5 protein-coding genes are annotated in these 12,921 nt (G+C 64.2%); all 5 read right to left on the reverse strand.

Translation table 11 applies throughout. The features are described 5' to 3' along the window. Positions 1-16 precede the first annotated feature (16 nt). The 5 genes from rplW to FVP60_RS04875 all read right to left on the reverse strand — a co-directional run bounded on the left by rplW (position 17) and on the right by FVP60_RS04875 (position 12,663). Positions 17-313 carry a 50S ribosomal protein L23 gene (gene rplW / locus FVP60_RS04855; protein WP_147825099.1) on the reverse strand — a complete coding sequence of 99 codons (297 nt, stop codon included), beginning with the start codon at positions 311-313 and terminating at the stop codon, positions 17-19. Then, the gene (gene rplD, locus FVP60_RS04860) at positions 310-966 is read right to left on the reverse strand and encodes a 50S ribosomal protein L4 (RefSeq protein ID WP_147825100.1); all 657 of its coding nucleotides are present in this window, start codon (positions 964-966) and stop codon (positions 310-312) included. The genes rplW and rplD overlap by 4 nt, the downstream gene beginning before the upstream one ends. A 5-nt stretch (positions 967-971) precedes the next feature. Further along, on the reverse strand, positions 972-1,631 hold the full coding sequence (rplC, locus tag FVP60_RS04865; RefSeq protein WP_147825101.1) for a 50S ribosomal protein L3: 660 nt from the start codon (positions 1,629-1,631) through the stop codon (positions 972-974). A gap of 14 nt (positions 1,632-1,645) precedes the next feature. Further along, the gene (gene rpsJ, locus FVP60_RS04870; protein WP_040162964.1) at positions 1,646-1,954 is read right to left on the reverse strand and encodes a 30S ribosomal protein S10; all 309 of its coding nucleotides are present in this window, start codon (positions 1,952-1,954) and stop codon (positions 1,646-1,648) included. Between the two features lie 662 nt (positions 1,955-2,616). Further along, the gene (locus FVP60_RS04875; RefSeq protein ID WP_147825102.1) at positions 2,617-12,663 is read right to left on the reverse strand and encodes a DUF7927 domain-containing protein; all 10,047 of its coding nucleotides are present in this window, start codon (positions 12,661-12,663) and stop codon (positions 2,617-2,619) included. Positions 12,664-12,921: the final 258 nt, after the last annotated feature.

Raw genomic sequence — 12,921 nt, forward strand, 5'->3', positions numbered from 1 at the left:
CTCGTCCTCTTCCCGCTTAGCCGACCGACGTGAAGATGTCGATCGAGCCCGACTTCAGAGCAACAATGGCGCGCTTGGTGTCCTTGCGCTTGCCCATGCCGAAGCGGGTGCGGCGTACCTTGCCGACGCGGTTGATGGTGTTAACAGACGCGACCTTGACGTCGAAGATCTTCTCGATAGCGAGCTTGATCTCGGTCTTCGTAGCGCGGGGGTCCACCTCGAAGGTGTACTTGCCCTCGTCGATGAGTCCGTAGGACTTCTCCGAGACAACCGGCTTGAAGATGATGTCGCGCGGATCCTTGTTTACGGTCATGCCGAAACCTCCTCAGCGCCAGTCTTCGCTGCGACGAACGCGTCGAAGGCTGCCTTGGTGAAGACGATGTCGTCGGAGACGAGCACGTCGTAAGCGTTCAGCTGGTCAACAGCGAGCACGTGCAGGTTCGCAAGGTTGCGAACGCTGAGCAGGCTCGCCTCGTCGTCGCGCGTGAGCACAACGAGAACGTTCTTGCCCGGGAAGGACTTCAGAAGCGCTGCAGCCTTCTTGGTCGAAGGCGTGCCCTCGATGCCGAAGGAGTCGATAACGTGCAGACGCTCGCCACGAACACGGTCGCTGATTGCACCCAGGAGGGCAGCAGCGATCATCTTCTTGGGGGTGCGCTGCGAGTAGTCGCGCGGCTTCGGGCCGTGGACGATGCCACCACCGGTCATGTGCGGTGCACGGATCGAGCCCTGACGAGCGTTACCCGTACCCTTCTGCTTGAACGGCTTGCGACCAGCACCGGAAACCTCACCGCGACGCTTGGTCGAGTGGGTACCCTGGCGAGCTGCTGCCTGCTGGGCAACAACAACCTGGTGGATCAGCGGGACGTTCGTTGCGACGTCGAAGATAGCGGCGGGCAGGTTGACCGTTCCGGCCTTCTTGCCACCAGCACCCTGAACGTCGAGCGTAAGCGTGGAGTCAGCCATGATAATTAGGCACCCTTCACTGCGTTGCGGACGAAGACGATGCGACCACGTGCACCGGGAACAGCGCCCTTAACGAGCATGAGTCCCTTTTCGGTGTCGATGGAGTGCACCGTGAGGTTAAGAACGGTCACACGCTCGTTACCCATACGACCGGCCATGCGCATGCCCTTGAAGACGCGCGACGGGGTCGACGAAGCACCGATAGAACCGGGCTTACGGTGGTTGCGGTGTGCACCGTGCGAAGCCGAAACACCAGCGAAGTTGTGGCGCTTCATGACACCGGCGGTGCCCTTACCCTTGCTCGTGCCGACAACGTCGACGAGCTGGCCAGCTTCGAAGGTTCCGTCAACCGTGAGCTCCTGGCCGAGCGAGTAGTCGCCGGCGTCAGCGGTGCGGATCTCCGTTACGTGGCGGCGGGGCGTAACGCCTGCTGCCTCGAAGTGAGCCGTGAGGGGCTTGTTCACCTTGCGCGGGTCGATCTGACCGTAAGCGATCTGAACGGCGTTGTAGCCGTCGCGCTCGGGGGTACGGATCTGCGTGACCACGTTCGGTGCGAGCTCAATAACCGTTACCGGGATGAGCTTGCCGTTTTCGTTCCAAACCTGCGTCATGCCGAGCTTCGTGCCCAGCAGACCCTTGGAAACCTTGGAGTTGATATCAGTCATCTTGACACCCGCCCTTACAGCTTGATCTCGATGTTGACATCGGCAGGAAGGTCGAGGCGCATCAGCGAGTCGACAGCCTTAGGCGTCGGGTCGATGATGTCGATGAGGCGCTTGTGGGTGCGCATCTCGAAGTGCTCGCGGCTGTCCTTGTACTTGTGCGGTGAACGGATGACTGCCACCACGTTCTTTTCCGTCGGAAGGGGCACGGGGCCCACAACGGTCGCGCCCGCACGGGTCACGGTGTCGACGATCTTACGAGCCGACGAATCGATGACCTCGTGGTCATACGACTTCAGTCGGATGCGGATCTTTTGTCCCGCCATCTCTGTTTCTCTCTTTCCGCGTCATACCTCTCGGGCATTGGACGCACTGGGCGCAGCTATCGTGTCTGCGCCTGGCACTTTCGCGTCACTCGCGTGACTCGATGCTGCACCACTATTTTGATGTCAGACCGGGGATTTCTCCCCGGCGCCTCACGTCAACTTCCGGCATGCCGGAGGGCTTCAGTTTTGGCTTGTGATGTTCTCCGACCCGCGGCCTAGATCTCTGCGCTTTCGCGCCGCCTATGCACAGCCCTGGTGGTGATTCGCACGCACGCAAATAGCGCCGTCGAAATGTGGAACTTACCTAGTTTGCCAGACGCGGAACCATGCCGCAAACCCGGGCGTGTCGCGCTCAGCCGATCCCCAGTCTCCGCCCCTATTTCGGCGCGGCCGCACGAGGCACGCGCCGTCGCCATTCCCGCGCGAAACCGTCGCCATTCCCGCGCGCAAATGGAAGAGTTCCGGAACCAAGGGACAGGTTCCGGAACCCGGGTGTTGCGAAAGAGGTGTGGCGGGGGAGACTTCCGAGGCTCTCCCCCGCCAGCATCAGACGCCTATTTTCAGCGCGGCGTCTGATACGAGGGCGGGAGCGACCCGCCCTCGTTTTGCGTCACAGCAGCGTCTGCACCTCCCAGCGTCGACGTTCACTGATCGGCAACATCTCAGTCTTGCATTTCGCGTCGGTTGCGGCGCATGAAGATCAGCGCAGCTCCCACCATGAGTGCAAACCCTCCGGCGAGACCCCACGGCAGCGTGTTCGCGCTACCGGTTGCGGGAAGCGGCGGCTTGACCGGAGGCGTCGGAACCTCGTGGTCGGTCGAGCAGCTCTCCACGCAGTCGCCGCCAGGCGTGCCGCCCGGGGTCACGACGTTCTTGATCGTCACGCCCTTCGCGTCTGCCTTCACCGTGACGATGTAGCTCACGGAGGCGGTAGCACCGGGCGCGAGGTCCGGAATCTGCCAGGTCAGCGTTTCACCACTGAGCGTGAGTCCGGCTGGCAGGTCACCAGCGAGGGTTGCGTGCTCGAGCACACCGCTCAGGTCATCGATCGCAAGAGCGCCGGTGAGGTTCGCCTCGCCAATGTTCGTTGCGGTCAGGGTGTAGGTGATGTGCTCGCCCGGCTTGACGGACGAACCCGATGCGGGGTCGCTCGACTTCGTCAACGACCACGCCGGAACCAAGTGATCCGTCGTGCAGGACACCTCGCACTCGCCACCCGGGGTGGTGGGCACGACCACGTTGCGCAACGTGGCGCCGCGTGCGTCGGCGTGAACCACCACCGTGTAGCTGACCGAGACGGACTCGCCGACACCGATGGTTCCGGCATTCCAGGTGAGCGTCATGCCGTCAAGCGTGAGGCCCGCGGGCAACTCGCTCACCAGATCGGCGTGCGCCAAGACTTCCGTGAGGTCGTCTTGAGCGGTTGCTTCGACAGCCACTGGACCGGTGTTCTCGATGGTCAGCGTGTAGGTCACCTCGTCGCCGGGGAGCACAGACGATCCGGATGCCGGGTCGCTGGTCTTAGTCAGCGACCACGCCGGAACCGGGTGCTCCGTCGTGCAGCTGCCTTCACACTCGCCACCAGGGCCGGTCGGAACCACGACGTTGCGCAGGGTTTCGCCGAGCGCATCAGCATGCACAACAACGGTGTAGCTGATCGATACCGACTCACCAGCACCGATGGTTCCGGTGTTCCACGTGAGGGTCGTACCGTCCAACGTTGCACCATCCGGCAGATCGCCGATGAGGTCGGCGTGAGCCAGAACCTCGGTCAGGTCGTCTTCTGCGGTCGCGGTGGTCGCGACCGGGCCGGTGTTCGTGACGGTCAGCGTGTACGTGACCTCCTGGCCAGGTAGCACCGTGGTTCCCGAGGCCGGGTCGCTGGTCTTGGTCAGCGACCACGCCGGAACCGGGTGCTCCGTCGTGCACGAACCCTCGCACTCGCCGCCGGGGCCGCTCGGCACGACCACGTTACGCAGCGTCACGCCGCGAGCGTCATCGTGAACCGCCACGGTGTAGCTGATCGAAACCGACTCGTCGACTCCGACTTCGCCGGTGGTCCACGTGAGCGTTGTGCCGTCCAGCGTCAAGCCATCGGGCAGATCACCCACGATGTCGGCATGCGCCAGCACCGCGGCCAGGTCATCGATTGCCGTCGCCGACGTGATGGCGACCGGACCGGTGTTGGTCACCGTCAGCGTGTACGTGACCTCCTGGCCAGGCAACACGGTAGTACCGGAGGCCGGGTCGCTGGTCTTGGTCAGCGACCACGCCGGAACCGGGTGCTCCGTCGTGCACGAACCCTCACACTCGCCACCAGGGCTCGTCGGAACCACAACGTTACGCAGCGTCACGCCACGAGCGTCATCGTGAACGACAACCGTGTAGCTCACCGACACCGAGCCGTCGACCGCAATCGCGCCGGCGTTCCAGGTCAGCGTCGTTCCGTCCAGCGTCAAGCCAGCGGGCAGCGGCTCAACCAGATCGGCATGCGCAAGCACATCGCTCAGGTCATCTTCGGCGGTAGCCGAATCCACCACCGTCGGGCCGGTGTTTTCGATCGTCAGCGTGTACGTCACCTCTTGACCTGGCACAACGGTCGAGCCGGAGGCCGGGTCGCTCGTCTTGGTCAGCGTCCAAGCCGGAACCGGGTGCTCCGTCGTGCACGCCTCAACACACTGACCGCCGGGGCTCGTCGGAACCACCACGTTGCGTAGCGTCACGCCACGGGCGTCGTCGTGAACGACGACCGTGTAGCTCACCGACACCGAATCGCCAACCTCAATGGTTCCGGCATTCCACGTCAGCGTCGTGCCGTCAAGCGTCAACTCATCAGGCAGGGCGCCAACGATATCGGCGTGAGCCAGAACCGCGCTCAGGTCGTCTTCGGCGGTCGCCACCGTCGGCACGGGGCCAGGGTTGGTGATGGTCAGGGTGTAGGTAACCTCGTCGCCGGGCAGCACGGTTGATCCCGAAGCCGGGTCGCTCGTCTTCATCAGCGTCCACGCTGGAACCGGGTGTTCCGTCGTGCAGGCCTCAACACACTCGCCGCCGGGGCTGGTGGGAACCACCACGTTGCGCAGCGTCACGCCACGGGCGTCGTCGTTGACGACGACCGTGTAGCTCACCGACACCGAAGCACCGGCCGCAACGGTTCCGGCATCCCATGTGAGGGTGTTGCCGTCCAGCGTCAGCTCGTCAGGCAGCGCGCCCACCAGGGCAGCGTGTGCCAGCACCTCGGTCAGGTCATCCTGCGCCGTCACCGAAGTGGCGACCTGGCCGGTGTTGGTCACGGTCAGCGTGTAGGTGACCTCTTGACCAGGAACCACGGCCGTTCCGGATGCCGGATCGCTCGTCTTGGTCAGCGACCACGCCGGAACCGGGTGCTCCGTCGTGCAAGAACCCTCACACTCGCCACCAGGGCCGGTCGGCACGACAACGTTACGCAGCGTCACGCCGCGAGCGTCGTCATGAACGACAACCGTGTAGCTCACCGACACCGAGCCGTCGACCGCAATCGCGCCGGCGTTCCAGGTCAGCGTCGTACCGTCCAGCGTCAAACCAGCGGGCAGCGGCTCAACCAGATCGGCGTGCGCAAGCACGTCGCTCAGGTCATCTTGCGCGGAAGCGGCGGGTACTGCGACCGGGCCCGTGTTGGTGATGGTCAGCGTGTACGTCACCTCTTCGCCCGCAAGCACCATGGTTCCGGAGGCCGGATCGCTCGACTTCGCGAGGGTCCATGCCGGGGTGTGGTGCGTCGTGGTGCAGCTCTCGACGCATTCGCCACCGTCGCCGGGCACGACACCGTTGTTAAAGGTCACGCCGTCGAAGCCATCCAGCACGGTCACCGCGTAGCTGACACTCGTCGACTCTCCCGGCGCGAGCGTGGGAATTGCCCACGTCAGCACGCCGCCGTCATTGGTGAGGCTGTCTGGCAGCGTGCCAAGCTCCGCGTACGCCAGCACGCCGGCGAGATCGTCGGTCGCCGTGGCGCCCGTGACCGTCGCGTTGGCCGTGGTGTTCACGGCCGTCAGCGTGTAGGTGATCACGGTGCCAGCAACCACGGCGGATCCGCTTGCCGGGTCAGACGTCTTGCTGATCTCCCACGCCGGCGTGTAATGCACGGTCGAGCACTGCTCGCACTCCTCCGGCGGGTTCTCACCCGTCGTGGTCACGCTGTTGCGCAGTTCGATGCCCCACTGGTCGGCGTTGACGGTCACCTGGTAGGTGAGAGTCAGCGGCTCGCCAACGTTCACGCGCCCCACGGTCCACACCAGCGAATTGTCGACAACATCGGTTGCACCCTGCGTGGCCGTGATGGTGGCCTCGTCAAGGGTTGCGTATGGCAACACTGCGCTCAGATCATCGGTCACGACAACGTCGTCCACGAAGCCAGCAGCGCCCGGGGTGACGGTCACCGTGTAGGTGATGGTGTCGCCCGGCATCACGGTGCTTCCGCTCACCGGGTCGGCATCCTTACGCACCGTGTAGCTGCCCATTTCACGCGACAGTGTGTTCGTGGCCGTTACCAGCACCGCAGCATCCGCGTCTGCCGGAGTCTCAAACACCATCGTGGAACCATTGCCTGTGCCGGTCGCGCCGCTGATCGACATGGCGGTAGACCATGTGTACGACGGGTCGGTGACCGCTGGCACGCCGGTTTCGGTGACGGTGCACTCGCTTCCGGTAGGAATGGTGAGGTCTTCGTCAGCCGGGCTCCACGTGCCTCCCGCGGTGATCGCGAAGGTGTTGTTGGCGCCCGCGGCCGGGAACACGTCACCGTTGTCTGCCACGCAGGACCACTCGAAGCTGTAGAACGGATCGGCGTCGAGCAGGCCGGATGCGTCACCCTGGAAGGCCTTCGTCACGGAGAACTCGCCCGTGACTCGCATGACCGAGTTCCATACCGTCGCCGTTGCTACCGCGGGGTTTGCCCCGAGGGTGACGGGGCTGCTGAACGAGTGACCCGCCCACTGGTAGGAGGCGTCGCCGGGTACCGGCGCCAATGGTGCGTTTTCGTCTACGATGCGGCACTGGGTGCCGACGTAGTACGCATCAGGGGCGGTGAAGGTTCCGGTGCCGACGATTGTCCACGGCTTGGGTGCTTCTTCTACCCCACCGTACGAACATGCGTAGGTGCCGGAGTATTCGATACCAGCCGACGGAACGAGGTCGCTCACACCGGCACCGCGGTTGATCTGCTTCGTGATGGCGAAGGTACCGTAGACGCGCTCGACGGTGTTGACAAACGTCATGCTTGCCGGCTCACCAGCAACCACGTCGGCTGTCTGCACCGCGGGCTGTGCGCCCCACACGTAGGACTCATCGACGAAGACCGTGGTGTCTAAGGTGTCTTCTGCCGATTCGCACTGCGACGTGAGCGGAATCTGCGGGTTCGCCGGGTCAAGGGTGGCAGCGCCGCCAGCGGCAGGGGCCGTCCAGCGACCAGTCGCGACAACGGCGCCACCGTAGGTGCAGGACCAGGTGCCAGCGACTGTAAGTGCGGGGTTAGCGAACCCGGTGCTCGGTCCAACGAGCTCCTTGGTGATTTCCACCGTGGAGTACACGCGTTGCGGGGTGTTCGTGACGGTGAACGATGCCGGACCGTTTGCCGTAACCGTTGCGCTCTGCGGTGCAACGACCGGCGTGCCCCAAGCCCATGAAACGTCGACCAGGTCGGCCGGGTTCGGCGTCTCTTCTGTCACGTCGCAGACCGTGCCCAACGGCAAGGCGGTGTCGCCCACAAGCGTCGCGTCTCCCGCGTCCGTCACCGACCAGGTTCCGGAGAAGGTCTCCTCGCGCGGCGTGCCCTCGTCGTAGATGCACGAGTATGCGCCGCTGAAGGCTGCTCCGTCGCTGACGGCGTGCTCGAGGCCAGCCGCAATCTGCTTTTCGATCTCGATGCTGCCGGTCAGGCGCACGATGTTGTTGTCAACAACAACGGCGCGCGGCGTCTCGGCAATCGTGAGTGAAGTAGTCTCCTCGCCGTCAACGGTGATGGTCTCATCGCCCCAGGCGTAGGAACCGTCGTACAGGCCGCCGGAGAACGCACCCTCGTTGACCGCGCAGGTCCAGCCACGCGGAACATCGTTGATCAGGGTGACCGCTGCCGCGCCCGGGAGCACGGTTGCTGTTCCCGTCATGCGGTTCACGGCGAGTTCGTTGTCGATGTCGGCGGGGTCGAGGGCACACGCGATGCCAACCGGGAACCCGGCGAAGCCGTCGCCGACGTAGCCGTCTGCGCCGGACAGCGTCTTGGCGACTGTCACCGATCCGGTGTTGCGCGCCAGCTCGTTTGTGACCGTCATCTGGTTCGCGCTCGGGGTCTCATTGACCGAGGTCACACCCAGAAGCACGGGGTCCAGCCAGTAGAACGAGCTGTCGCTCGCGCTCGGCGCTGAAAGCGTGTCTTCTGTCACCGTGCAAGACGAGGTGAGCAGAACTTCGGTGGCCGATCCGGTGGTTGCGGTAAGCGTCGCAACCGTGCCAGCCGATGAGCCGGTTCCGGTCCAGGTGCCGGCAGCAACGGTTCCGCCATCGTAGGAGCAAGACCATGCGCCGCTGTAGGTGCGGTCGCCTGCGACGACCGCGGGGAAGCCGCCGTCGTCGAAGATCTTCGCGACGGAGATTTCACCGTAGACGCGCACCATCGAGTTGGTGACGGTCATCGTCGGGGTGTCGCTCTCGAGGACCGTCACGCCATCGGGGTGGCTGTAGGCCGGTGCCGCCCATGCGAAGGAGGCATCCTTCAGTCCGCCAGCCAAGATCGCGCTCTCCTGCACCGAGCAGACGAGGCCGATGGGAATGTCATTCCACGTTGCCGTGCCATCGTTCGCGATGGTCTGCGTGGCGCCGAACTGCGCGGAGCTGCCCGTTGCCGGGTCGGTGCAGGTGAGCGTCATCGGGAAGATCTCGCTCGTGCCGCCAACGAAGCCGCCATCGAGCTGGGTGACCGTCTTGTTGACGCTCACGCTGCCGGTGCGTGCCGAGATGCTGTTTGTTGCCGAAACGGCAACCGCCGCACCATCTGCCGGCGTGGTGAACGTGATGCCATCGGTCACCGGCGTTCCGGACGCACCCGTGACGTCAAACGTCACGCCGTCCCAGCGGTACGGGTCAATCGGCGCCGGCAAATCTGCACCGGTGCGTTCCGTGACCGTACATACCGAACCTGCGGGAACTCCGTCCGGTCCGTCGCCGGTGGCGCCTGCGGCGACACCGATGGTTCCGGTGATGTCGGCGCCGCTGGGCGGCTCACATACGTAGTCGAAGGTAAAGTCGGCGGCTTCGAACTGCTCGCCTGCGGTTCCGCCGATCACATTTTTTGCGACCGAGAACGAGCCGGTGGTGCGGGTGATCGTGTTGGTCACGGTCGCGCTGGTGCCCTCAACCGTGACCGGCAGGATGTCTGCGGGCAGCGTGACCGCCCAGACATACGAGTTGTCGCCGGGCACCGGGTTTTCCGGGGCTGCTTCGTCAACGCTGCAGGTGCTGCCGACAAGCAACGCCTCGTGGTTGCCGACAGTGCTGGTGAGCGTTGCCGCTCCACCGGAGGCCGGGACCGTCCAGGTGCCGCTTGCGTGGGGTTCGCCGCCGAACGTGCAGGCCCAGGTTCCACTAAACGGAGCCGACAACCCGATCGAGGCGTTGTTTACGACCTCTTTGGTGATGTTCAGTGCGCCGTACACGCGGTTGACGTCATTGATAACCGTGGCCGACGCGGGCGTCGTCGACGCCGGAACCGTAATGGCACCATCGGTGAGCCCCACATAAACCGGGGTGCTCGACCAGGAGTACGAGGCCCCTGGCAGGTCATCGCTACCACTCGGCAACGCTGTCTCAACGACCGTGCACGAGGTTCCGATCGGGAGGTAAGGGGTCTGCTGTGCCCCACCCAACGGCGTGGTGAAGGTGAAGACGCCGGAGTAGTTGGTTGCTTCGCCCTGCGCCGGCTGGTTGCAGGCGACGGTGACATCAAACGTGGTTCCGGGTGATACGTCGGCCGCGTAGTTCGCGATCTGCTTGGTCACCGAAATGCGGTTAAAGCCGATGGCCGTCGGGTTCGTGACCGTGACGGTTGCGGGCTGTGCGATCGTCGCGGTGACGGAACCATTGGTGAGGCCAGCGTAGGTGGCGTCTTGCCACACGTACCCGGGCGCAAGGCCGGGGCGGTCTGCCGTCTCAACGACGGTGCAGGCGACGCCCGACGGCACCTGAACCTGCTCAGACTCGCCATGCGCGATAACGACGCTGCCGGTGACAGCGCTGTCGCCCTGACCGCAGGCGTAGTTGATGGTGAAGTCGCCGCCGGTGTAGCCGTCACCCTGAACGGTCTTGGCGATCGTCAGGGTCGCGAGGTCTCGCGTGAAGTAGTTCACGACCGTGCCCGCGGACTCGCCGTTGGCGGGGATGATTGCGGGCTGCGTAAAGCTCGTGCCATCCCAGCGGTAGGAAGCGTCGGCAAAGTCTCCGGCAGCGGCGCTCTGCGTCTCGCTGAGGGTACAGACCGAGGTCGCCGGGATGCCGGTGACAGTCACGCTGGAACCCGCTGCAACGTTGCGTACACCGGAAGCAGTGGTCGCGCCACCGATGACACATGAGTAGTTGATTGCGAACGTGCGGTTGCCGCCGGTGTAGCCCGCGCTCGGCACGCCAGCACGCGGCGTCACCTGCTTGCTGATGACGAGGGATCCGGTGTTCTGGGTGACCGGGTTGGTGAGGTTTACTCGGGTGGCCGCATTGGCCGTGATGAGCACCGTCGAGCCGGGGGTCGCAACCGGCGATCCCCAAACGTATGAACCGTTGGTGAGGTCGGTGGAGGTACCCGTGGGCGCGTTCAGCTCGGTTACCGTGCAGCTTGCGCCAGCCGGGAGGTTCGGGATGCTCGCAACCGCACCGGCATTTCCGTTGGTGGCTGCCGGGTTAATCGTCACCTGGCCGGTGATGGGAGTGCCGCCGGCCACGGAGCAGGAGTACTGCGCGGTGAAGGGCTTGGCCGTTCCTTGCGTGTAACCGTTGGCGGGAGATGTGACCGTCTTGGTGATCTCCAGCGTGCCAGTCTGGAACAGGTTACGCACGGTACAGGTCGTGCTTTGGCCGTGCGTCAGCGTGATCTCGCTGTTCGCGTTGACCGTCACCCCGTTGGTGCAGGTCCATGGCCCGTTTTGCACGTACCCGGCGGTGGTTGATGGGTTGTTAGCAACCTCGCCGAGCCGGTAGGTGCCCGCGATCACGCTCTGGTTGGTGACGGTTGCGGAGTTACCTGGGCCCGTGACGAGCTGGCTGCTCACGATACCCTGGCCCTGTGCATTCAGCGTCCAGTGCGCGGGCTGAGCAACCGGCGCCTGTTGGCCGGTTGAGGTGACCTGCTTGACGAGGGTGACGGTAGCGCGCGGTGTGTAGGTGTTCGTGTAGGTACAGGTGATGTCGGAGGCATTTGCCGTTGTGGCAGTGGTGCCGCGCGGAATCGTGATCGATTGACCGCTTACCGTGATGCCCGGGATGGCGGATCCGGTACCGTCAACACACGCGACGCTGGTGAATGCCCAGGGATCTGCCTGCGCGCCCTCGGTGATGGTGAGGCTCTCACCGCTGTTGTATGGGCGAACAACCGATGAGCCGTCCGTCAGCGAGAAGTTAGAGGCCCACGGCGAGCCCGCCAGCGTCGACGAGCTGGTGAAAGCGAATGTGCGCGCGGGGGCGGTGGTGTACGGGGAGGCGACAACCTTGTTCACCGTCACCTGGCGTACCTGCTCGATCGAGGCGTAGAGGCAACCGTATGTGGTCTGATTCTCCACCGTGCGGAACTGGTTGATCACGCCGGAGATGCTGGGCACCGTGGCGTTGCAGGTGTTGTTCGACCCCTGCGGCGACACGAAGCCCTGAACCACGAGGGTGTAGGTCAACCCGTCAGTGTGAACGAACGTTTGCGGGGAAAGCTGGTTGAGGAAGGTAGTGAAGTCGTCGGCACAGTTATTGCCATTGCACTGGTTCGGCGTCTCGTTCATCTGCCAGGTGTAGGACAGATCCATGGTGAGGAAGCGAATGTCCAGGTCACCTCGGAAGTACTGGTTGGTAGCAGTCACCGGGTTGTTTTTGTGAGACACGCGGCCCAGGTTGAAGATTTCCCCGGTTTGAACGGTGCTGATGCCGCGCGGTGAGAATCCCAGCGCACTCTGACCCGAGAGGTTCAGCTGACCTCCGGAACCTCGCTGGTCACCGTGCGCAGACCATACGGTGTTCCCGTCTCCGAGGTAGGCCGTGTTGCCGTTGGAGTAGTTAGAACCGCTGGAACCTGCAGAACCACCCGAGTTGCCGATCGAACCGCTCGTCGTGCCATTGTCGGCGGAGCCGTATCGATAGTCGTCCCCTGCCGCAGCGTTCGCGCTTCCTCCCGGTGAGGCCGCGGTGTAGCCGATGTGGCCGTCCATGCGCGCCTGCACGTTTTCTGCCGGCGGGACTGTGATTGTCGCGGCGGCAGCCTGCGGAGCGTTGACCGCATCGACCGCGGTGAGGCCACCGAAAACGACGACACCGACGGCAATGATCGCGGCCCACTTGTGCACCGGCCCGCCGCTGAGGCGGCTGGCGCCTCTCGATCGAGGTTCACCAAGCTCAGCGTGTGAGGTCAGCGACTTCCACAGGTTCATCGGAATGTGGGTCGCCCGACGGGTGCGCTTGGCGGACCATCGCGATCGAGAATTCGACATGAGGGGTTCCTTCGTTTGCTGCTCGCTAGCACGGGAGGTCACTAGCCATCGCGGGAACCACACAGTCGGCCCCCAACCGACACCCAGACGCTATGGGGCAGACAAGGGCCTTAGCGACGATCTCCGCAAAAGACCAGAAGAGAAAGCTCGATACCGCCGATATCCCCGAACCCCCGTCGTGCTATCTCCGCAAAGAGCCGCGTTATCCTCCGCAAGTCACAGGTCACATCTCCGTATGCCATGAAGACCTCACAGCCA

The sequence above is a fragment of the Microbacterium mitrae genome, from assembly GCF_008017445.1.
GTDB classification, from domain to species: Bacteria; Actinomycetota; Actinomycetes; order Actinomycetales; family Microbacteriaceae; genus Microbacterium; species Microbacterium mitrae.

What these genes read in the sequence shown, in the direction of transcription:
- FVP60_RS04875 (WP_147825102.1), bottom strand. Translation starts at nt 12,663, where the DNA reads ATGTCGAATTCTCGATCGCGATGGTCCGCCAAGCGCACCCGTCGGGCG.
- rplC (WP_147825101.1), bottom strand. Translation starts at nt 1,631, where the DNA reads ATGACTGATATCAACTCCAAGGTTTCCAAGGGTCTGCTGGGCACGAAG.
- rplD (WP_147825100.1), bottom strand. Translation starts at nt 966, where the DNA reads ATGGCTGACTCCACGCTTACGCTCGACGTTCAGGGTGCTGGTGGCAAG.
- rplW (WP_147825099.1), bottom strand. Translation starts at nt 313, where the DNA reads ATGACCGTAAACAAGGATCCGCGCGACATCATCTTCAAGCCGGTTGTC.
- rpsJ (WP_040162964.1), bottom strand. Translation starts at nt 1,954, where the DNA reads ATGGCGGGACAAAAGATCCGCATCCGACTGAAGTCGTATGACCACGAG.